Genomic DNA, 20760 nt, shown 5'->3' with positions numbered 1-20760 from the left:
GTGAGAGACGTTATTATGTTACCCGTTCTCGCCTCTACGAGTGGTCATCGTGTCCCGATTTTTTTCGCTCTTTGTCGCTTTTGTCGCAAGTGTTCTACTGATCGGCCCGGCCCAGGCCGACGTCAAGGTCCTCACCAGCATCAAGCCGCTGCAGTTGATCGCCGCCGCCGTGCAGGACGGCGTGGCCGTTCCAGAAGTGTTGCTGCCCCCGGGGGCTTCGCCGCATCACTACGCGTTGCGGCCCTCCGATGTACGCAAGGTGCAGTCGGTGGACCTGCTGTACTGGATTGGGCCGGACATGGAAGGTTTCCTACCGCGCGTGTTGAACGGTCGTACCCTGCCCTCCGTTGCGGTGCAGGAGCTGCCCGGGCTCAAGTTGCGTCACTTCGCCCAGGACAGTGCGTCCCACGAGGATCATGACCATGATGAGGGCGATGATCACGATCACGACCATCGCCCCGGCACCGTGGACGCCCACCTGTGGCTGTCGCCGCACAATGCGCGGGTGATTGCTGCCAGGATGGCGGCTGACCTGAGCGCGGCGGATCCAGCGAATGCGGCCCGCTATCAAAACAACCTCAAGGGCTTCAACCAGCGCCTCGATGCCTTGGACACGCGCCTCAAGACGCGCCTGGCCGGGGTTGCGGGCAAGCCGTACTTCGTCTTCCACGAGGCGTTCGATTATTTCGAAGACAACTACGGCCTCAAGCACGCCGGGGTGTTCGCCGTGGCTGCCGAAGTCCAGCCCGGCGCCCAGCATGTGGCGGCGATGCGCACGCGCTTGCAGGCGGTGGGCAAGACCTGCGTCTTCAGCGAACCGCCCCTGCGCCCGCGCCTGGCCGAAACCCTGGTGGCCGGGTTGCCGGTGAAACTGGCGGAACTGGATGCACTGGGCGGCTACACCCCGGCGACGGCGCAGGGGTATGAGCAGTTGTTGGAGAAGTTGGGCAATGATTTGGCGGGGTGCCTGGAGTCGTTATAACCCCACTGCTCTTGTGGCGAGGGCGCTTGCTACCGCTGGGCCGCGAAGCGGCCCTAAAAAATCTTGCGGTCGCTGCGCAACCGAGCGGGAGCAAGCTCCCTCGCCACAAAGGCATTCAGATCCACTAGGTGTCAGAGGGCGAACGGCAACACCGTATGAACCGTCTGCCGCTGCGCCAACCGCTGCTGGAACTCCTTTGGGTCATGGATCAACACATCCTGCCCGGCAACCGATTCGGCGGCGATCAACCGCGACAGCCAGAACCGCACGCATGCCACGCGCAACAGGGTCGGCCATAGCTCGGCCTCGGCAGCCGTGAACGGCCGCAACGCTGCATAAGCACCCAGCAACGCCCGGGCCCGGGCGCCATCGAGCACGCCGTCGTCATCCGAGCACCAGTCATTCAGGGCGATGGCGACGTCATACAGCATCGGCCCGGAGCAGGCGTTATAGAAGTCGATCAGCCCGGTCAGGTGCGTGCCTTCGAACATCGCATTGTCGCGGAACAGATCGGCATGGATGTTGGCCCGGGGCAGCGCCAGGATGCCGACCTTCTTTAACGAAATTTCCTCCAGCGCAGCCTCCAGCAGCTGACGCGGTTCGGCGTCGAGGTGCGAAAGCAGCTTGCCGCCCTCCTCCTCCATCCAATCCAGGCCGCGATCGGTCTTGCGCTTGATCATGTTGTCGCGGGTCGCCAGGTGCAGATGGGCGAGCAATTCGCCGACTTGGGCGCAATGCTGAGCGTTGGCCTGCTTGATGTGCTTGCCGGCCAGGCGCGGTTGCAGCAGCGCCGGTTTGCCCGCCAGCTCCCGCAGCGCGACGCCGTCGGTGGTGCGCAAGGCGTAAGGCACCGGCAGGTTGGCGTCGTGCAGCACGTCCAGCAGCTCAATGAAGAACGGCATTTCCTGCACCGGTCCGCGTTCGACCAGGGTCAGGACGAACTCGCCCTGCTCCAGGCTGATAAAGAAATTGGTATTTTCGCTGCCAGCGGCGATCCCCTGGAAATCAAGCAAGCGGCCGAGCCCGTAAGGGGCGAGAAAGGTTTCCAGCTCGGGCCGAGCCAGGGGCGTGAACACAGACATGGTTAAACTGCCAGTACGGGCGCCCTTCAGCGGGCGCCGGTTGAAGTCGCGAGCGGTATTACCACTCAAAGATTTTCCACGAAGGGATCAGCATATCCGGCTGGTCCGAGCGGATGAAGTTTGCATCAGTGCCATCGGCGCGTACCAGGAAATAAGGCTTGCCGTTCTTGGGCGTGACCTTGATCGCGTACAAAAAGCCGTTTTGCCGATACTCCTGAATGGTTTTATCGCCTTCGGTGCGGATGGTGACATCCGGGTCCGCCGAGGGTGCGTCATCCGCTGCCATGACGGCCAACGGGGTGAATGCAAACAAGCCAGCCAGTAACAGGCGATTTAGTGTACGCATGATAACCTTGTCCCTTTGTCGTCAACGGTCCCGCTATTCTAGCCCCGGACCCGCCGAAAAGGTTGATCCTGCTCATGAGCCAAGCCCCCCTCGTCCTGGTGGACGGTTCTTCTTATCTGTACCGCGCCTTCCACGCGCTGCCACCGCTGACCACGTCCAAAGGCCTGCCGACCGGTGCGGTCAAGGGCGTGCTGAACATGCTCAAGAGCCTGCGCAAGCAGTATCCGGACAGTCCGTTCGCCGTGGTGTTCGACGCCAAGGGTGGGACGTTTCGCGATGCACTGTACGCCGAATACAAGGCCAACCGCCCGAGCATGCCCGACGACATGCGCGTGCAGATCGAACCGCTGCACGCCAGCGTCAAGGCCCTGGGCTTCCCGTTGCTGTGCGTGGACAACGTCGAGGCCGATGACGTGATCGGCACCCTGGCCCGCAGCAGCGCGGCGGCCGACCGTCCGGTGGTGATCTCCACGGGCGACAAGGACATGGCGCAGTTGGTCGACGGGCACATTACCTTGGTCAATACCATGACCGGTAGCGCCCTGGACGTGGCTGGCGTGAAGGAGAAGTTTGGCGTCGCTCCGGAGCAGATCATCGATTACCTGGCGTTGATGGGCGATTCGTCCGACAACATCCCGGGCGTCCCGGGTATCGGACCGAAGACCGCTTCCGGCCTGCTGGTTGGCGTCAACGGCGGCCTGACCGAGTTGTACGCGCAACTGGACATCGTCGCCACCTTGCCGATCCGTGGCGCCAAGACCCTCGCCGCCAAGCTCGAAGAGCACAAGGAAATGGCGTTCCTGTCCTACGAACTGGCGACCATCAAGACCGACGTACCGTTGGATGTCGGTCTCGACGACCTGCAAATGGGCACGCCCGACCACGAGAAACTGGCCGAGTTGTATACGTTGCTAGAGTTCAAGAGCTGGTTCGAAGAAAACCAGCGGGACGCCAAGCGTGCCGGCCAGGAGATCCTCGAAGTGGCCGAAGAACAGCCCGGCGCTGCCGAGGCCAAGTACGAAGTCATCCTCGCCCAGGCGCGCTTCGATGCGTGGCTGGCGAAACTGGAAAAAGCTCCGCTGTTTGCCTTCGTCACCGAAACCGACGGCGGCGATGCCCAGCATTCGCAACTCGTCGGCTTGTCGTTCGCCGTGGCCCCGTTCGAGGCGGCCTACATCCCGCTGACCCATTCCTACATGGGCGTGCCGGAGCAACTGGACCGCGACACAGTGCTCAAGGCGCTCAAGCCGCTGCTGGAAAACCCGGACAAGCTCAAGGTTGGCCAGCACGCCAAGTTCGAAACCAACATCCTGGCCAATTGCGCCATTGGCGGTGACCAGAACAACGGCATCCTGGTCCAGGGCATCGCCTTTGACACCATGCTGGAATCCTACGTGCTGGATTCCACTGCGACCCGTCACGACATGGACAGCCTGGCGCTCAAATACCTGGGCCAAAGCAAGACCGATTTCCAGGACATCGCCGGCAAAGGGGTCAAGCAACTGACCTTCGACCAGATTTCCCTGGAACTGGCCGGCCCTTACGCCGCCGAAGACGCCGACGTGACTTTCCGCCTGCACCAGGCCTTGCAGGAAAAGCTGGCCGCCACGCCAAGCCTGGGCCCGGTGCTCAACGACATCGAAATGCCGCTGATGCCGGTCCTGGCGCGCATCGAGCGCCAGGGCGCGCTGGAGGATGCCAACCTGCTGGGCGTACAAAGTGGTGAGTTGGGCGAGAAGTTGGTGGCGCTGGAGCGTGAGGCGTTTGCCATCGCCGGTGAGGAATTCACCCTCGGTTCGCCGAAGCAATTGGGCGTGATCCTGTACGAAAAGCTCGGCTTGCCGGTGCTCAGCAAAACCGCCAAGGGCCAGGCTTCCACCGCCGAAGCGGTGCTCGCCGAATTGGCGGAGCAGGATTACCCGCTGCCCAAGGTGCTGATGCAGTACCGCTCCCTGAGCAAGCTCAAGAGCACCTACACCGATCGCCTGCCGGAACAGATCAACAGCCGCACCGGCCGCGTCCATACCAATTACCAGCAAGCCGTCGCCGCGACCGGGCGGCTGTCATCCATCGACCCGAACTTGCAGAACATTCCGATTCGGACCGCCGAAGGCCGGCGCATCCGCCAGGCGTTCGTTGCGCCGAAAGGCTACAAGCTGCTGGCGGCGGACTATTCGCAGATCGAACTGCGGATCATGGCGCACCTGGCCAAGGATGAAGGGTTGCTCCACGCCTTTCGCAATGACCTGGACGTGCACCGGGCCACGGCCGCCGAGGTGTTCGGCGTCGACCTGGAAGCCGTCACCCATGACCAACGCCGCAGCGCCAAGGCGATCAACTTCGGCTTGATCTACGGCATGAGCGCGTTCGGCCTGGCCAAGCAGATTGGCGTCGATCGCAAGCAGTCCCAGGCCTACATCGACCGCTACTTCGCCCGCTACCCGGGTGTGCTGGCCTACATGGAGCGCACCCGCGCCCAGGCGGCCGAGCAAGGTTTTGTCGAAACCATTTTTGGTCGTCGCCTGTACCTGCCGGACATCAACGCGAAAAACCCGGCCCTGCGCAAAGGCGCCGAGCGCACCGCCATCAACGCGCCGATGCAAGGCACGGCGGCTGACATCATCAAGAAAGCCATGGTTGCCGTGGATGGCTGGCTGCCGGCGTCAGGGCTGGATGCGAAAGTCATCCTGCAGGTCCACGACGAACTGGTGCGGGAAGTGCGTGAAGACTTGGTCGACCAGGTGCGCGAAGAGATCCGCCAGCACATGAGCGCCGCCGCCACGCTGGACGTGCCGCTGCTGGTGGAAGTGGGCGTGGGCAATAACTGGGACGAGGCGCACTGATTCCCACGTCCTGAGGCCTAGGGCTCTTGTGGCGAGGGAGCTTGCTCCCGCTCGGCTGCGCAGCAGCCGTAAACCGGGCGATGCGGTCTGCTGGAAAAATGCAGGGGCCTGCTGCGCAGGCCAGCGGGAGCAAGCTCCCTCGCCACAGGGGATTGGTGTCAGGATAGGGAGATGGCCATCGCGAGCAAGCTCGCTCCCACATGGGGTTTGTGTCGAGCCGAAGATCGAGCCCAACACCTACCCCACTGTGGGAGCGAGCTTGCTCGCGATAGCGTCAGCCCAGGCAATCGATGCCGCATTGAATCACCGCAAACCCAGGTATGGCTTCGTTAGCTCGGAAAATTCCTACGGTTATTTCCAAAAAAATCTGAACTAAACCCGTGAATCGCCACTCAGAGATTCTGAATGGCTGGTGAAGCCCTTCAATGCTCCTATGTTGTGTTAAGTGTTGGCAGATATCTGGACCCCGCCCTAGCGGTCCGGAACTTGGACCCCGAACTTCCCCCTCCCCATAAGAAGTCCGGGGTTTTTTTTGCCTGCGATTTGGCTTATTCGGCCTCTTCGCTGCCCTTGTCCGCCAATTCCATCCAGTCCGCCAGCACGGTATAGGCTTCTTCCAAGCCCATGCGCTTGGGTGCCGAGAACAGTTGGATGGTGATCGCGTCGCCCCAGCCCTTGCGAATTTCCGATTGCACTTTGAGCAAGGTATTTTTCGCCGCGCCGTAGGTGAGCTTGTCGGCCTTGGTCAGCAGAATGTGCATCGGCATGCCGCTGGCGACCGCCCAATCGAGCATCAACAGGTCGAAGTCGGTCATCGGATGGCGAATATCCATCATCAAAATCAGGCCTTTCAGACTCTCGCGGCTGCCCAGGTAGGCTTCCAAGTGACGCTGCCAGTGTTGCTTGAGCGGGATCGGTACCTTGGCGTAGCCGTAGCCGGGCAGGTCGACCAAACGCCGTTCATCGTCTAGCTTGAAGAAGTTCAAGAGCTGCGTACGACCCGGGGTTTTCGAGGTGCGTGCCAGGCTCGCAGGGGTCAAGGTGTGCAGCGCGCTGGATTTGCCGGCGTTGGAACGGCCGGCAAACGCCACTTCAAAGCCTTCGTCGTCTGGGCATTGATCGACTTTGGCGGCGCTGAGCATGAAGGTGGACTGTTGGCACAGGCCAAGGATAGGGTTCTTCAGTTGCATGGGATTTCCGATGTGGGCGGCGTCGGGAATGGACGCGGCAAGCTGTGTCGTTTCCGTTTCAGTGACGCCAGTATATAATGCCGCAGATTTTGTGTGCGCTTTGTCCCAGCGTAGGATGAAGCTCACGGGAGCGACCGACCGAAATTGCGCATTAGAACGCAGCTCGTTCCCAACCCTGAAAAGGTCGTTTTATGACGAAATGGCTGCTAGCTGCCGGTGTCTTGATGCCGCTTTACAGCGCTCAGGCTACACAGGATCCGGAAGCTGTGTACAACCGTGTTTGTGGTGCCTGTCATTCCGGCCAACTCCCCATGGCGCCCCGCAAGGGCGATCAGGAAGCTTGGACGCCGAGGTTGGCGAAAGGTATGGAGACGCTGGTGCAACACGTGACCCAGGGTTTCAAGGCGATGCCGCCGCGTGGTTTGTGCATGGACTGCAGTGCCGAGGATTACCGAGCCATCATCCAGTGGATGAGCGAGTGAACCCGGTCCATAACTCTTTAACCCTTAGCCGTAGTTGGATTAGCTGATGAACAAACTGATCGTGAGTCTGCTGTTGACCTTGGGGATATCCGGCGTAGCCCACGCCGCTGGCAACGCCGCTGCCGGTCAGGCGAAAGCGGCCGTATGCGGGGCCTGCCACGGCCCGGATGGCAATAGCATGGCGCCCAACTTTCCGAAACTGGCGGGCCAGGGCGAGCGCTACTTGACCAAGCCGCTGAAGGAAATCAAGGACGGCAAGCGTGTCGTGCTGGAAATGACCGGCCTGCTGACCAACCTGAGCGATCAGGACCTGGAGGACATCGCGGCCTACTTCGCCAGCCAGAAGGGCAGCGTTGGCGCCGCCGATCCAAAACTCGTGGCTCGTGGTGAAGCGCTGTTCCGCGGCGGCAACCTGGAAAAAGGCCTGCCAGCCTGCACTGGCTGCCATTCCCCTGACGGCAAGGGCAACGCCGCTGCCGGTTTCCCACACTTGGGCGGCCAGCATGCCCAGTACATCACCAAGCAACTGACCGATTTCCGCAAGGAAGAAGGCGGTCGTGCCAACGACGGTGACGCGATGACCATGCGCACCATTGCCCGCAAGCTGAGCGACGAAGATATCGCCGCCGTTTCCAGCTACATCCAGGGCCTGCACTAAGGCCGTTGCGAGGGGATACACCTCTTGCAACGTTAACGCTCGATTAATCTGTCGATGCGAGCATCAAAAGGGTGGCTTTGGCCGCCCTTTTTTGTGGCCGCTGCCGTTACACTAGAGAACTTGAACCCGCCACGGTCTGTCTTAGAAACAGGCCTTGCCAGGTCCCCTCATTGTCCAGGAGTAAAGCATGCGTAATCTGATCATCAGCGCCGCGCTCGTCGCCGCCAGCCTGTTCGGCATGACTGCCCAAGCGGCTGAAAAGCCCGCCGCCCCCTATGTCGAATTGACCAACCCCGTTCCGGTGGCAGCGCCTGGCAAGATCGAAGTCGTGGAGCTGTTCTGGTACGGCTGCCCGCATTGCTACGCTTTTGAACCGGTGATCAACCCATGGGCTGAAAAACTGCCTTCGGACGTCAATTTCGTCCGCATTCCTGCCATGTTCGGTGGCCCATGGGACGCCCATGGCCAGATGTTCCTGACCCTCGAAGCGATGGGTGTCGAGCACAAGGTTCACGCGGCGGTATTCAACGCGATCCAGAAAGAAGGCAAGAAGCTGGTCAAGAAAGATGAGATGGCGGACTTCCTCGCCACCCAGGGCGTCGATAAGGACAAGTTCCTCGCCACCTTCGATTCCTTCGCTATCCAGGGCCAGATCAAGAAGGCCCGCGAGCTGGCGAAGAAATACGAAATCACCGGCGTACCGACCATGGTCGTCAACGGCAAATACCGCTTTGACATCGGCTCTGCCGGCGGTGCCGAACAAGCCCTGCAACTGGCCGACCAGTTGATCGCCAAAGAGCGAGCGGCCACCAAGGCTGCTGCCAACTAAGCGCGGCCCACGCCCATGGCCCGCTGGAGTACCGAACGCATCGTTGGCCTGCATGAACCACGGGTCAACGAGCATCATGTCACGTCCACGGGCCTGCCTGGCGACAGCCGCTTGCGGCTGCTCAGCTTCAATATCCAGGTGGGCATCAGCACCGAACGCTACCGGCATTACCTGACCCGCGGCTGGCAACATTTGCTGCCGCACACCGGGCGTGCCGGCAACCTGCAGAAAATCGGCGACCTGCTCAAGGACTTCGACCTGGTGGCCTTGCAAGAGGCCGACGGCGGAAGCTTGCGCTCAGGCTACGTCAATCAGGTGGAACACCTGGCCCAACTGGGCGCTTTTCCCTACTGGTACCAGCAACTCAATCGCAACCTCGGACGCCTCGGCCAGCACAGCAATGGCGTGTTGAGTCGCCTGCGCCCGTGGGCGATCGAAGATCATCCGCTGCCGGGCCCCAAGGGCCGCGGGGCGATCCTGGCGCGTTTCGGCGAAGGGCCGGAGGCGCTGGTCGTGGTCATGATGCATTTGGCCCTCGGGGCGCGTACCCGGACAATGCAGCTGGCCTATATTCGCGAGCTGATCGGCGGCTACAAACATCAGATCCTGATGGGTGACATGAACACTCACGCCACTGACTTGCTGCAGACCTCGCCCTTGCGCGATCTCGGCTTGCTCGCCCCGCAACTGGAAGCGACATTCCCCAGCTGGCGCCCACAGCGCTGCCTGGACCATATTCTATTGAGCCCGACCCTGACCCTCGAACGCGTCGAGGTGCTGGCCCAACCCATTTCCGATCACCTGCCGGTCGCGGTAGACATTCGTTTGCCGGGTTCGCTCACGGCCGATGCATTCCCCGCGCTGAGTACTGCCCTCGCGGATCCGAATGAATGAGCGACGACGCCGAACGTTGGAGAGAGAAATACCTCAAGAGCATCGAACAGCAGGAAAAGCTCGAGCGCCGCTGGGATGCTCGGCTCGACTTGCTGCGTCGTGGCCTGGTACGCAGCACCCTGGCCGCCGAGGGCACTGACCGGGCTGTCGATCAATGCATGAAAGAGATGCGCGAGGTGGTGCGCACCGATGACATGGATGCCGGCCTCGCTGCCCTGCTGCCGCGCCTGGAGAAAGCCGTACTCGATTCCGAGCAACGCCGCGAAACCCGGGTCGAGCAGACGAGCGCTGCGTTGACGGCCCTGGTCGCCCAGTTGCAGAGGCTGCCGTTGCCCAAAGAAGTCAGCCGGCCGCTGAAGAAGTTTGCCAAGCAACTGGAGGACCGGGCCGGCCAGGCCCGGGAGATTCCGCTGCTGCTCAGCGAACTGAGCGGTTTGCAAGGCAAGGCACTGAGCGCCTTGGACGCCCCTGTCGAACCGAATCGACCCGGTCTGCTGCAACGGCTGTTTGGCGGCCAAGGCCATGAGGAATCGGCGCCGCAGCCCCACGAGCCCGCCCAGGCCAGCGTGGCGCCTGCGTCAGAAACGACTCTGCCGGTAGCCGTTGGGCCGGCAGATGATGCAGCCTCCGTCGCACCAGGGCCAGCACCGCAGCCATTGGTCGCGGCGCAAGCACCCGAGGCGACGCCCGATCCGGTCGGCCCGGTTGCGCCGCAGAGCCACGGCGCGGCGTCCCCCACTCCGACACCCGTCGCCGAAGTGATTCAGCCAACCAGCGAGCTGGACGAAGCAACCGAGCCCGCCCCGCCGCAACCACCGGTCGCCCACGAGCTCCCGGTAGCGGCGTCCAGCCCGGAGAATCCCGACGAGCTGATGCCCGAGGAGGAGCCTCAGGCCTTCCCCGCCCCTTCGTCGCCGCCAACAGAAGTCGAGCCCGACGAACCCCTGGCCGCCGCCGATATCGTAGACGCCCACTACGCCCTTCCCGACTCGCCGGAACCGTCCTACAGCTCGGTCGCCAAACACATTGACGACACCTTGTTGGGCCTGTTGGGCGACCTGACCTTGCCCGAACGCCATCGCCCACAAGCCGAAGCCATGCGTGAGCGGCTGCGAAATGGGCTGAACTGGTACGAACTGCTGCCGATCCTCGATGATCTGGCGGTATTGATGCTGGCCATCACCGACACCGGCCAGCATGAATTCGAAGCGTACTTGCAGCGCCTCAACGATCGGCTGGAGTCCTTCCAGAGCAGCCTGCAAGCCGCCAGTGAAGACCACGCCGACAACCTGTCGGCCTCCCGGGAAATGGACACCCAGATTCGCGAACAGGTGGACGGGCTGCAAAGCAGCGTGCAACAAGCCGATGACCTGGAAGGCCTCAAGCAGGTGCTGGAAAATCATCTCGAAGGCTTGCTCGGCACAATGGACCAACACCGCGAGCAACGGGATCAGCGCGAGCAGGAAGTCTCGCCGCGCCTGAAAAGCCTGGCCGATCGTGTCGCGCTGATGGAGCAGGATGCCCAGGTCGTGCGGGAAAATCTCGAAGAGCAACGGCAAAAAGCGCTGGTCGATCCGCTCACCGGGTTGCCCAACCGTGCTGCCTGGTCCGAGCGGCTGGAACATGAAGTTGGCCAGTGGCAGCAACACGGCAACAGCTTGCTGCTGGCCATGCTCGACCTCGATCATTTCAAGCGCATCAATGACAACTACGGCCATCTGGCCGGCGACCGGGTGTTGAAATTGATCGCTTCAGTCCTGCGCAAGCGCCTGCGTGGCGGCGATTTCATTGCACGTTTCGGTGGCGAAGAGTTTGTCCTGCTGGTGCCGGATACGCCCCTGGCCGCTGGCGCCAAGCTGGCCGAGGCGCTGCGCCTGGCCATCGAAGCTTGCCCATTCCATTTCAAGGGCGAGCCGGTGACCGTGACGGTATCGGTGGGCATGACGGCCTTCAAGCCGGGCGAACACAGCGATTCAGTGCTTAAAAGAGCCGATCAGGCGCTCTACCGGGCGAAAAATGCCGGGCGCAACCGCGTGGAGTTGGGCTGAGGGCTAATTGTTCCAATTTGTTTATTATCGTCCCGCGCACCGGATCATCGCGGGGCGATACGTTACACTGTTGCATTACTTCCAGCACGTAATGCCTTTCGCCATGAAATTTCTTTCGCTCATCGTTGCTTTAATTGTCCTGGCCGGCTGCACCAGCGGCCCGCGGTTCGACACCAGTCACCCTTCCGTCAACCATGACAACCGCATCCAATTCGTGGTGGTGCACTACACCTCGGCTTCCCTGGAACGTTCCCTGGCCCTGCTGACCCACGGCGAAGTCAGTGCCCATTACCTGATTGGCGACGATAAGGACGCAACCATCTACAAGTTGGTGGATGAAAGCCGACGTGCCTGGCACGCCGGGGAAAGTGAATGGGAAGGTCGGACCTGGCTCAATTCCAGTTCCATTGGCATCGAAATCGTCAATCCGGGTTTCATCGACACGCCCACCGGGCGTCTCTGGTATCCCTACAGCGAAGCCCAGGTCCAGGCCCTGACCGTCTTGCTCAAGGACATCCTGAAGCGCAACGGGCTCACCCCGCGCAGCATCATCGGCCACAGCGACATCGCGCCCCTGCGCAAGCTCGATCCGGGGCCATTGTTCCCTTGGAAGCGCCTGGCGCAGGCGGGCTTGGGAGTATGGCCGGACGAGCAGGCCGTCGCGCGCCAGCAGGTGCTCTTCGCAGCACAGCTACCGCCCGCCAGCTGGTTCCAGGCCGAACTGGCCCGCCTGGGCTACCCAACGCCCCGGACCGGCGAATGGGACGTGGCCACCCAGCAGGTGCTGGCCGCCTTCCAGATGCACTACCGTCCGACCCGCTTCGACGGCACACCGGACGCGCAAAGCGCGGCGATTCTGCAGGTGCTCAACCAGACAAAATAATGACGCCCGTCCGACGAATCGGGCCAAATCCAAATCAGAGGCTATAACTCATTGGTAACTTTCGGATTACCGATGATGACGGCTGCCCGCGAAAACCTACAGAGCTGGCTCCATCGCCCCTTTTTCCTGGCGATGATAGCGGCTGCCTTGAGTACCGTCCTGCTGCTGGCGGGCAGTCTGTTCGTGGTCGTGCAGCAGATCCAGCAGCGTGAAAGCGACCAGATGAATGCCCAGGGCGAGCGCTTCCTGCTCCGCCTGGAACAGCTCTTCGGGCAACTGCGTGAAAGCCTCGACGACCTGCAAAACCAGCCCTTGCGCGGCTGCGACGATGACATGATCGCGACCTTGCGCGAGGTCAGCTTCAACTACCGTTTCGTTTATGAAGCGGTGTACATCGATGGCAGCGGCGTTTGTACCAATCGCCCGCGCCCGAGTGGATTGTCGGTGACCCGCCCGCCCGACCTCCGGGGCCCGACCTACAGTTATTGGCTCAATACCACCACCGAACCCGATGAAGACCGCGCGGCGTTGATGCTAGGGCGCGGCAATTTCCGCGTCGCGCCCTCCCGTGGACATCTGGCCGACGTGGTCGACCTGCCACCCGGCAGCAGCTTGCTAGTGGTCCTGGATCATGGCGAGCGAGCCATTCCCGTGTTGGGCACCCAACAACGCTGGCCACCTGCGGAGCCTTGGCCGCCGAAAAGCCAAAATGCCCTGCAGGTGACGCAGACCCGATTGATCTATCGGATGCCCACCGACAGCCCGGAATATCAGCTAGTGCTGATTGCCCAGCGCAACGGTTTCAAGGTTCCGCCCTATGCTTGGTGGATGTTGCCCGTCAGCCTGGTGCTGGGCCTGGGGATTGGTTTCCAGGTGTTTCTGCTGGCACGCCACCGCCAGTCCATGGATGCCGAACTGCACGGGGCCATTCGGCGCGGTGAACTACAGGTGTTGTACCAGCCGATTTTCGACCTCGACAGCCGCAACTGCGTCGGCGCCGAAGCCTTGCTGCGCTGGCGACGACCGGACGGCACCCTGACCAGCCCGGACTTGTTTATCCCGATGGCCGAGAACACCGGGCAGATCCGCCAGATCACCGATTTCGTGCTGCAACGACTGTTCGACCAATTGGGCCAGCTGTTGCGAGCCAATCCGCAGTTGTATATCTCGGTGAACCTGGCGGCCTGCGATGTAATGGTGCCGCGTATAGGCGAAGTCATTGCGCGCCTGTTGGCCCTGCATCGGGTCTCGGCGAACCAGATAGCTTTCGAAGTGACCGAGCGCGGGCTGATCGATGTGTTGGTCGCCCGGGATAACCTGCAATCGCTGCGTGATGTCGGGCATCAGGTGCTGATCGACGATTTTGGCACCGGTTATTGCAGCCTGGCCTACCTGCAGACTCTGCCGGTGGACTGCCTGAAAATCGACAAGGCTTTCATCGACGCCTTGGGCCACGACGCCGCCAGCAGCGGTGTGGCCCCGCACATCATTCGCATGGCCCACGCCCTGGAACTCAAAGTGATCGCCGAAGGCATCGAGCATGAAGCCCAAGCCTCCTATTTGAGCAGCGAAGGGGTGAGGTTCGGCCAGGGCTGGCTGTTCGCCCATGCCCTCAGCGCGGTGCAGCTCATTGAGTTGATTACCCGCGGCCGACGCCTGCGCGGACGTCGCCTTGATGATGAAGCCTAAGCCGTGAGTCAGACCGTCAGCGCCATGTAGAACTGCGTGCCCTGCCCCGGCCTGGAATACACGCCCATGCGGCCGCCGTGGAGCTGGACGATTTCCTTGCACAGGGCCAGGCCGAGGCCGGCGCCACCCTTCTTGCGTCCGACTTGGACGAAAGGCTCGAAGATCCGTCCCTGTTGGCCGTAGGCAATGCCTTCACCGTTGTCTTCCACGCTGATGATCACCCGCTCGCCATGGCGTCGGGCCTGCAAGCGGATCTGGCCGTCTTCGCCGGTGTGGCGCATGGCGTTGTCGATCAGGTTGTCGAGCACGCGATCCAGCTGCCCGGCGTCGGCATGCAGCCGTGGCAACGGACCCTGGATGGCCACGAGCAGCTCGATACCCTTGGCGTGGGCCTGTTCGGCGAACCGCAACCGGGCATCCTCCAGCAGGTCGTCGATGGAGCAAGGCGCCAGGGTCAGCTTTTGCAGGCCGTTCTGGTAGCGAGAGAAATTCAGCAGGTCATTGATCAGTTGCATCAGCCGCTGCATTTCTTCCGTGACGGTGTTAAGCAGGTCCGCCTCGCGGGACTCCGGCGGGAAGTGCAGGCGTTCCTGCAACAGGCCGAATGCCATGTGCATGCCCGTCACCGGCGTGCGCAGCTCGTGGGAGGCACGCAGGACGAACTCGCTGCGCACCCGTTCGAAGGCGCGCTGTTCGGTGACGTCATGCAGCACCATGACCGCGCCGAGGATGTGGCCCTGGGTATGACTGACCGGCGTGAGGCTGTAGGTCAGCACCCGCGACTCGCCGTCGACCTCGATGCTCAGGTCTTCCGGCGCGCGCTCCAGGGTTCCACCGCGCAATACCAGGTGCAATTCTTCATCCAGTTCCAGGCGTCCCAAGGCCTCGCCCAGCCCTTGGCCCAGGCGCGCCTCATCCCAGCCCAATTGGCGCTGGGCCACCGGGTTGAGGTGTTCCAACTGGCCTTGGCGGTCAATCATCAGCAAGCCGTCGTCGATGCTGTCGAGCACGGCTTGCAAACGCTGCTGGCCGGCGAGCAGTTCATCGACATTGGTGGCCTGGTGTTCGCGCAGTGCCTGGGCCATGCCCCCGAAGCGACGGGTCAGCAGATTCAACTCCGCGGCGGAAGAAATGGGCAGCGTGACCTCGAAATTGCCCTGGCCGATGTCATCCGCCGCCGCGGCCAGCGCCTCGATCGGCGCGCCGAAACGCCGGGCAATGCCGTGGGCCGTGATAAAGCCGATGATCAGCACCGCCAGCCCCACCAGGCCCAGCAGCCCGGAAATCCACAACGCACGTTTCCGGGCGCGGTCCTGGGTTTCACTGATGTTGCTCAAGGCCTCGCGATAACCCTCGATCAACCCGTTACGCAGCACGTTGAATTTCTCGGTGAGCGCCTTGATGCCGGTGAGCTGGCTCGCCTGCTGGCGAGCCGCGGTGAAAGCCTCGAGACACTCGACATAGTCGGCCTTGGCCCGGCTGAAGCTGACCGCTGCATCGTCCAGTTTCCGTTCGTGGGCAATCCCCTCGTCGCTCAACGCCAGGTATTGCTGCTTGGATGCCTCCAGCGCAGCCAGGTCGGGCGTGTCGTCGAGCATGATTATCAACTGATCGCCCAGGGTCTGGCGCAGCTTGAGGCCCAGGTCCAGCAGGATGAAGTTGTCGCGTACCGATTGTTCCTGGGTGTTGGCCATCTGCATCACGCTGACCAGGCCAAGCACCAGCCCCAGCAAGGCCACGGTGATCAGCGCCGAGATGCTGAGAAACAGTCGCGTGCGCAGCTTCATCGCCAGTTTCATAAGGTGTCGCTCACAGGTTGTACTGCTTGCGTTTGCGATACAGCGTGGAAGCATCGATACCCAGGGTCTTGGCCGCCTGGTCGAGGGTGTCGGCCGTGGCCAGTACTGCACCGATGTGGGCCTTTTCCAGTTCATCGAGGCTCAAAGCGGCACCGATGCGCGGCGCATTGTTGACCGGCTGCTCGGCCATGCCCAAGTGACTGATTTCGACTTTTTCCTGTGGGCAGATGATGCTGGCCCGCTCGACCACGTTGCGCAGTTCGCGGATGTTGCCGGGCCAGCGATAGCCTAGCAGCGCTTCACGCGCCTCGTCGCTGAAGCCCCGGGCCGGGCGCGCGTACTCCTTGACGAAGCGGGCCAGGAAGCGATCAGCCAGGGGCAGGATGTCTTCGGCGCGCTCACGCAACGGCGGCAGGTGCAGGGTGATGACATTCAGGCGATACAGCAGGTCTTCGCGAAAGCGCCCGTCGCGCACCATGTCTTCGAGGTTGAGGTTGGTGGCGGCGAGAATTCGCACATCGGCGCGGCGAGTGACCGGGTCCCCTACCCGCTCATATTCCTTGTCTTGGATGAAACGCAACAACTTGGGTTGCAAAGTCAGCGGAAAATCGCCGATCTCGTCGAGAAACAGGGTGCCGCCGTCGGCCTGGTTGACCCGGCCCAAGGTACTTTCGCTGGCGCCGGTGAACGCCCCTCGGCTATGGCCAAACAACTCGCTTTCCATCAATTCGGCAGTCAGTGACGGGCAATTGATGGTGACGCAGGATTTCTTCGCGCGCTTGCTCCAGCCGTGGATCGCTCGAGCCAGCTCGCCTTTACCGGTGCCGGATTCGCCGAGGATCAGGATGTTGGCGTCGGTGCTCGCCACTTGGCGCGCGGTCTCCAGCACGCCTTTCATCGCCGGACTGTGGGAGTCGAGGCCGTCCTTGGGTTTACGCACCTCGCCTTCCAAGGCTTCGAGCCTTGCCGACAGTTGGCGCACTTCCAGTTGCTTGGCGGTGGCCAGGCGCAGCTGATCCGGGCTGCAAGGCTTGACCAGGTAATCGGCGGCGCCGGCCTGGATGGCATCGACCGCGGTGTCGACGGCCGAGTGGGCGGTGACGATCACCACTCGCATCCACGGCGCCTGGATACGCATTTGTGCCAGGACATCCAAGCCGTTGTCTTCCCCCAGGCGCAGGTCGAGAAAACACAGGTCGAACACCTGGCGTTGCAGCAGTGCGTCGGCTTGGGCAGCGCTGTTGGCCGTGGCGACGGTATAGCCTTCGTCTTCCAGGCAGTAACGGAACGTACGCAGGATGGCGGACTCGTCGTCTACCAGCAGAATGCGGCCTTGGTGCTCAGTGGCGGATTCCATTTTTCCTACGCTCCTTTAATGAATGATGTTGGTTAGTGTCAGAAAAATCGGGCAAGTTGCATGGTCGATTCTGAGGGGATATTACCCACCGAGCGTGCCTCTGTGGATGTCTGACTCCTAAAAGCCTGATTTGAGTTCCTTTTTTTCTGCTTCCTACGGGTCGGACGGTTCGTATCGCTGATTCCGACGGCTGTTTCTGACAGGCCATTCCAAAACAACCTAACGCCTTTTTCCTTCCCGTCGTGCAATACGCACGACGTGCGCGCGGGCCATCGTGCAGGATGCGCTCCTCATGCTTCGCAAATATTTCATAACACGTTGATTTTAAAGGAATTTAGATCAATAAAGTTCCTGGCACGCCGGCTGCAATGTTCTGGTCAACGTGGCGTAAGAGCGCCTCAAACCAGATCACCACACCCGGGTGGGGAGGAATTTCAGGATGAATCGTCAAAGTGCCGCCCAATTTAAAAGCGCCGCCCAATTTCGACTCTCTTCTCTGCACTTCCAGCAGGGCTTGTGGGCTGCCCTGGCCCTGTTGGTCACGCTCGTGATTGGCCAGCAATGGTTGCTCTGGCAAGAGCGCCAGCAACCCGAAGCGCCGCAAGTTTCGATTCATCGCGCCCCACAAACCCACTTCAGCGCCGTCAGCAACCTCAAGGAAGCGTCCGCTGCCATGCGCATGATGGATGTCGATCAGGTTCAACCAGTGACCGACATGCCGCGTGAAGAGCGCTGGGTGTTTTAACCCGATGTACCGGTCGTCCACTGCGCCGGAACCATCACCGCCAGACCCTCACTAAATAGAAAAGCGTAAGGAGAATCACCATGTTGAGCTGGGCAATTACCTTCCTGATCATTGCCATCATCGCCGCCGTACTGGGCTTCGGTGGTATCGCAGGCACCGCCACGGGCATCGCCAAGATTCTCTTTGTCGTGTTCCTGGTGATGTTCATTGCTTCCTTCTTCTTTGGCCGTCGTGGCCGAGGCTGACCATGAGCGTTTCATTCAAAGGACTGGCCGCCGCCCTGTTGCTGGGCGGCAGTGCCATGGCAATGGCTGCCAATGACGGACAGATGCGCGTCAACCAAGTGCTGCAGGCGGACCCGCAATACCGCGAGACTTGGCAGCACGTCGTGAAAAAAGAAGAACGCTTGCCGGAATGGGTGATGAACCTCTCAGGCAAGTCGGAACAACAGATGAATGCGGTCGAGGAAGACGGCGAGAAGTATTTGGTGGGCCCGCTCTGTGAGCTTGAGGCGTCGTGTCTTAATCAGCGTCTGATCGTTGCCTTCAGTTTCGACAAGGACGAGGCCTATGCCATGTTGGTGGAAGTCCCTGCCGGACTGCCCGCCGACAAGTCCCCGACCCGTCATGCCGATTACCGTTTCCTCGGTAATCCCAATGAAGGTATGCAAGAACTGTTGATGGAACAACTCAAGAAAGATCCGAACTGGTACTGATTCTGAAAATGGGAAAAGCAGCCCTGCTTTTCCCTGCTGCACAGCCCGAGGAGGGCCGGTGCATGACCAAGGGGCCGGGATGTTCTGACGGATGAGCGTCGGAGTGACCTACGGGCACAAGGGGTGCCTGCGAAAGGGCCGGGTCAGGTAAAAGCTGCGACGCAAGTTCGCAAAGCCGCACGGCTTGGCGAACTTGCGTAGAGCTTCGTGTCGCACAATGCGTGAGCCAGAGCGATTGGGGTCTTCTGGCGTCATACGCCGGCCGCGATGCGGCATTTTGTCTCCTCCCACCAATTTATTGCCCTTTCCCCGACCGTATATCGGAGAATGCCGAGATAAATTGTCTCGTGGGCTGCGCCTCGTTGCGTCGCCATTTCATCGGTTTCCCAACCCAGGCGGAATCAGCCCAGCTACGCTGAAATGGCCGCTTCACGGCACTTATGCCTGCACAAATGGCGCATTCGAACCGCTTGCAAGGCGGGTTTCGTTTGGAAAATCTCATGCCGATTCGGCATGGGGTAGGCGGTTACGGCATTAGACGATCCCCCCTGGCATCGCAATAGTTGCGCCTTTTTTCGCCTGCCAGTAAGCCGCTCGCGCGCGCTCGGGGTGACCTTATACGGGGGCAGGGGCGTGAATGTTTTTCGTCATCGACGAGCATTCGCGCCCCTGCCCGAGTCCAACTGAAGTAAGGGTAACGATATGAAGAAGGCACGACTAAGCCTCGCCTGGCAGATCCTCATCGGTCTGGTGCTAGGGATTGCATTGGGCGCGCTGCTCAACCATTTCAGTGCCGAGAAGGCCTGGTGGATCAGCAACGTGCTGCAACCGGCGGGCGATATCTTTATCCGTCTGATCAAGATGATCGTGATCCCGATCGTGATTTCCTCGCTGATCGTCGGTATCGCCGGGGTGGGTGATGCCAAGAAGCTCGGGCGTATCGGTCTCAAGACCATCCTTTACTTCGAAATCGTCACCACCATTGCCATCGTCGTCGGCTTGCTGTTGGCCAACTTCTTCCAGCCGGGCACTGGCATCGACATGAGCACCCTGGGCACGGTGGATATTTCCAAGTACCAGGCCACGGCGGCGGAAGTCCAGCATGAACATGCGTTCATCGAGACCATCCTCAACCTGATCCCGTCGAACATCTTTGCCGCCGTCGCCCGTGGCGAAATGCTGCCGATCATTTTCTTCTCCGTCTTGTTCGGCCTGGGCCTGTCCAGCCTGCAATCGGACCTGCGCGAGCCGCTGGTGAAAATGTTCCAGGGCGTGTCGGAGAGCATGTTCAAAGTCACCCACATGATCATGCAATACGCCCCGATCGGTGTGTTTGCCCTGATCGCGGTGACAGTCGCCAACTTCGGCTTCGCCTCCCTGCTGCCGTTGGCGAAACTGGTGATCCTGGTTTACGTCGCCATCGCCTTCTTCGCCTTCGTGGTGCTGGGCCTGATCGCCCGACTGTTCGGCTTCTCGGTGCTCAAGCTGATGCGCATCTTCAAGGATGAGCTGGTGCTGGCCTACTCCACCGCCAGTTCCGAAACCGTGCTGCCGCGCGTGATCGAGAAGATGGAAGCCTACGGTGCGCCGAAAGCCATCTGCAGCTTCGTGGTGCCGACCGGGTATTCCTTCAACCTCGACGGTTCGACCCTGTACCAGAGCATCGCGGCGATTTTCATCGCCCAGCTGTACGGCATCGACCTGTCCATCAGCCAGCAATTGCTGCTGGTGTTGACCCTGATGGTCACGTCCAAGGGCATCGCCGGCGTGCCGGGCGTGTCGTTCGTGGTGCTGCTGGCCACCTTGGGCAGCGTGGGCATTCCGCTGGAAGGCCTGGCCTTCATCGCCGGTGTCGACCGCATCATGGACATGGCCCGTACTGCGCTGAACGTTATTGGCAACGCCCTGGCGGTGTTGGTCATCGCGCGTTGGGAAGGCATGTACGACGATGCCAAGGGCCAGCGCTACTGGAACTCCCTGCCGCACTGGCGCAGCAAGGAGCCGTTGCCAGCGGGGGAAACTTCCAGCAATTGATGCCTGCCTTGAGGCCGCCATCGCGAGCAGGCTCGCTCCCACACTGACGAGTGTTCCCTGTGGGAGCGAGCCTGCTCGCGATGGCGGCGGCACATTCAACATCAAGCCAACCAAACCCCGGAGCAATCCGGGGTTTGTCGTTTCTGCCAGCCCCGCTATCATTCGCGGCATCTTCCGAGGGACT

At 61.4% G+C, this 20760-nt stretch carries 18 protein-coding genes; 13 read left to right on the top strand and 5 right to left on the bottom strand.

Annotated elements, in window-relative coordinates:
- Window positions 1–49 precede the first annotated feature (49 nt).
- A complete protein-coding gene (gene znuA, locus HGO40_RS01370) occupies window positions 50–982 on the top strand; it encodes a zinc ABC transporter substrate-binding protein ZnuA (RefSeq protein ID WP_250961576.1) in 933 nt (310 codons plus the stop codon).
- Between the two features lie 131 nt (window positions 983–1113).
- Here the strand turns inward: znuA and HGO40_RS01365 are convergent, their stop codons facing one another.
- Both HGO40_RS01365 and HGO40_RS01360 read right to left on the bottom strand, forming a co-directional pair.
- On the bottom strand, window positions 1114–2064 hold the full coding sequence (locus tag HGO40_RS01365; protein ID WP_250961575.1) for a homoserine kinase: 951 nt from the start codon (window positions 2062–2064) through the stop codon (window positions 1114–1116).
- A gap of 58 nt (window positions 2065–2122) precedes the next feature.
- Complete coding sequence (locus HGO40_RS01360) at window positions 2123–2410, bottom strand: DUF2782 domain-containing protein (protein ID WP_053126892.1); 288 nt, start codon at window positions 2408–2410, stop codon at window positions 2123–2125.
- Between the two features lie 74 nt (window positions 2411–2484).
- Between HGO40_RS01360 and polA the strand changes: the two genes are divergently transcribed.
- Window positions 2485–5253 carry a DNA polymerase I gene (gene polA / locus HGO40_RS01355; protein ID WP_250961574.1) on the top strand — a complete coding sequence of 923 codons (2769 nt, stop codon included), beginning with the start codon at window positions 2485–2487 and terminating at the stop codon, window positions 5251–5253.
- A gap of 548 nt (window positions 5254–5801) precedes the next feature.
- Here polA and yihA read toward each other — a convergent pair.
- Window positions 5802–6443 carry a ribosome biogenesis GTP-binding protein YihA/YsxC gene (gene yihA, locus HGO40_RS01350; RefSeq protein ID WP_250961573.1) on the bottom strand — a complete coding sequence of 214 codons (642 nt, stop codon included), beginning with the start codon at window positions 6441–6443 and terminating at the stop codon, window positions 5802–5804.
- A gap of 191 nt (window positions 6444–6634) precedes the next feature.
- Between yihA and HGO40_RS01345 the strand changes: the two genes are divergently transcribed.
- The 7 genes from HGO40_RS01345 (at window position 6635) to HGO40_RS01315 (ending at window position 13926) form a co-directional block, all read left to right on the top strand.
- Window positions 6635–6925 carry a c-type cytochrome gene (locus tag HGO40_RS01345; protein ID WP_003196231.1) on the top strand — a complete coding sequence of 97 codons (291 nt, stop codon included), beginning with the start codon at window positions 6635–6637 and terminating at the stop codon, window positions 6923–6925.
- 46 nt (window positions 6926–6971) lie between these two features.
- A complete protein-coding gene (locus HGO40_RS01340) occupies window positions 6972–7583 on the top strand; it encodes a c-type cytochrome (RefSeq protein WP_250961572.1) in 612 nt (203 codons plus the stop codon).
- A 187-nt stretch (window positions 7584–7770) separates the two neighbouring features.
- Complete coding sequence (locus HGO40_RS01335; protein WP_250961571.1) at window positions 7771–8412, top strand: thiol:disulfide interchange protein DsbA/DsbL; 642 nt, start codon at window positions 7771–7773, stop codon at window positions 8410–8412.
- A 15-nt stretch (window positions 8413–8427) separates the two neighbouring features.
- Window positions 8428–9306: an endonuclease/exonuclease/phosphatase family protein gene (locus tag HGO40_RS01330; RefSeq protein WP_250961570.1), complete on the top strand. Its 879-nt coding sequence runs from the start codon at window positions 8428–8430 to the stop codon at window positions 9304–9306.
- On the top strand, window positions 9303–11354 hold the full coding sequence (locus HGO40_RS01325) for a diguanylate cyclase (protein WP_250961569.1): 2052 nt from the start codon (window positions 9303–9305) through the stop codon (window positions 11352–11354). The genes HGO40_RS01330 and HGO40_RS01325 overlap by 4 nt, the downstream gene beginning before the upstream one ends.
- Window positions 11355–11457: 103 nt before the next feature.
- Window positions 11458–12237: an N-acetylmuramoyl-L-alanine amidase gene (locus HGO40_RS01320; protein WP_250961568.1), complete on the top strand. Its 780-nt coding sequence runs from the start codon at window positions 11458–11460 to the stop codon at window positions 12235–12237.
- Between the two features lie 75 nt (window positions 12238–12312).
- Window positions 12313–13926 (top strand): EAL domain-containing protein, encoded by a 1614-nt coding sequence (locus HGO40_RS01315; RefSeq protein WP_250961567.1) that lies wholly within the window; start codon window positions 12313–12315, stop codon window positions 13924–13926.
- 8 nt (window positions 13927–13934) lie between these two features.
- Here the strand turns inward: HGO40_RS01315 and HGO40_RS01310 are convergent, their stop codons facing one another.
- On the bottom strand, window positions 13935–15725 hold the full coding sequence (locus HGO40_RS01310) for an ATP-binding protein (protein ID WP_250961566.1): 1791 nt from the start codon (window positions 15723–15725) through the stop codon (window positions 13935–13937).
- Window positions 15726–15735: 10 nt separating this feature from the next.
- Complete coding sequence (gene algB / locus HGO40_RS01305) at window positions 15736–17082, bottom strand: sigma-54-dependent response regulator transcription factor AlgB (RefSeq protein ID WP_250961565.1); 1347 nt, start codon at window positions 17080–17082, stop codon at window positions 15736–15738.
- A gap of 439 nt (window positions 17083–17521) precedes the next feature.
- On the opposite strand from algB, the gene HGO40_RS01300 reads away from it, so the two are divergent.
- The 4 genes from HGO40_RS01300 to gltP all read left to right on the top strand — a co-directional run bounded on the left by HGO40_RS01300 (window position 17522) and on the right by gltP (window position 20576).
- Window positions 17522–17827, top strand: coding sequence for a hypothetical protein (locus HGO40_RS01300; RefSeq protein ID WP_250961564.1), 306 nt, complete (start codon window positions 17522–17524; stop codon window positions 17825–17827).
- An 80-nt stretch (window positions 17828–17907) separates the two neighbouring features.
- The gene (locus HGO40_RS01295; protein WP_003177151.1) at window positions 17908–18072 is read left to right on the top strand and encodes a DUF1328 domain-containing protein; all 165 of its coding nucleotides are present in this window, start codon (window positions 17908–17910) and stop codon (window positions 18070–18072) included.
- 2 nt (window positions 18073–18074) lie between these two features.
- The gene (locus HGO40_RS01290; RefSeq protein WP_250961563.1) at window positions 18075–18542 is read left to right on the top strand and encodes an inhibitor of vertebrate lysozyme family protein; all 468 of its coding nucleotides are present in this window, start codon (window positions 18075–18077) and stop codon (window positions 18540–18542) included.
- A 702-nt stretch (window positions 18543–19244) separates the two neighbouring features.
- The gene (gltP, locus tag HGO40_RS01285) at window positions 19245–20576 is read left to right on the top strand and encodes a glutamate/aspartate:proton symporter GltP (protein ID WP_250961562.1); all 1332 of its coding nucleotides are present in this window, start codon (window positions 19245–19247) and stop codon (window positions 20574–20576) included.
- Window positions 20577–20760 lie beyond the last annotated feature (184 nt).

This window comes from Pseudomonas sp. CG7 (assembly GCF_023701885.1).
GTDB lineage: Bacteria > Pseudomonadota > Gammaproteobacteria > Pseudomonadales > Pseudomonadaceae > Aquipseudomonas > Aquipseudomonas zanjanensis.
The sequence above is the reverse complement of the archived record's forward strand: the minus strand, read 5'-3'. Positions and strand labels throughout refer to the sequence as shown.

Excerpts from the sequence above, each read along its gene's own strand:
- HGO40_RS01295 (WP_003177151.1), top strand. The coding sequence starts at position 17,908 with ATGTTGAGCTGGGCAATTACCTTCCTGATCATTGCCATCATCGCCGCC.
- yihA (WP_250961573.1), bottom strand. The coding sequence starts at position 6,443 with ATGCAACTGAAGAACCCTATCCTTGGCCTGTGCCAACAGTCCACCTTC.
- gltP (WP_250961562.1), top strand. The coding sequence starts at position 19,245 with ATGAAGAAGGCACGACTAAGCCTCGCCTGGCAGATCCTCATCGGTCTG.
- HGO40_RS01365 (WP_250961575.1), bottom strand. The coding sequence starts at position 2,064 with ATGTCTGTGTTCACGCCCCTGGCTCGGCCCGAGCTGGAAACCTTTCTC.
- polA (WP_250961574.1), top strand. The coding sequence starts at position 2,485 with ATGAGCCAAGCCCCCCTCGTCCTGGTGGACGGTTCTTCTTATCTGTAC.
- HGO40_RS01310 (WP_250961566.1), bottom strand. The coding sequence starts at position 15,725 with ATGAAACTGGCGATGAAGCTGCGCACGCGACTGTTTCTCAGCATCTCG.
- HGO40_RS01340 (WP_250961572.1), top strand. The coding sequence starts at position 6,972 with ATGAACAAACTGATCGTGAGTCTGCTGTTGACCTTGGGGATATCCGGC.
- HGO40_RS01320 (WP_250961568.1), top strand. The coding sequence starts at position 11,458 with ATGAAATTTCTTTCGCTCATCGTTGCTTTAATTGTCCTGGCCGGCTGC.
- HGO40_RS01300 (WP_250961564.1), top strand. The coding sequence starts at position 17,522 with ATGAATCGTCAAAGTGCCGCCCAATTTAAAAGCGCCGCCCAATTTCGA.
- HGO40_RS01325 (WP_250961569.1), top strand. The coding sequence starts at position 9,303 with ATGAGCGACGACGCCGAACGTTGGAGAGAGAAATACCTCAAGAGCATC.
- HGO40_RS01330 (WP_250961570.1), top strand. The coding sequence starts at position 8,428 with ATGGCCCGCTGGAGTACCGAACGCATCGTTGGCCTGCATGAACCACGG.
- HGO40_RS01360 (WP_053126892.1), bottom strand. The coding sequence starts at position 2,410 with ATGCGTACACTAAATCGCCTGTTACTGGCTGGCTTGTTTGCATTCACC.
- HGO40_RS01315 (WP_250961567.1), top strand. The coding sequence starts at position 12,313 with ATGACGGCTGCCCGCGAAAACCTACAGAGCTGGCTCCATCGCCCCTTT.
- HGO40_RS01335 (WP_250961571.1), top strand. The coding sequence starts at position 7,771 with ATGCGTAATCTGATCATCAGCGCCGCGCTCGTCGCCGCCAGCCTGTTC.
- HGO40_RS01345 (WP_003196231.1), top strand. The coding sequence starts at position 6,635 with ATGACGAAATGGCTGCTAGCTGCCGGTGTCTTGATGCCGCTTTACAGC.
- algB (WP_250961565.1), bottom strand. The coding sequence starts at position 17,082 with ATGGAATCCGCCACTGAGCACCAAGGCCGCATTCTGCTGGTAGACGAC.
- HGO40_RS01290 (WP_250961563.1), top strand. The coding sequence starts at position 18,075 with ATGAGCGTTTCATTCAAAGGACTGGCCGCCGCCCTGTTGCTGGGCGGC.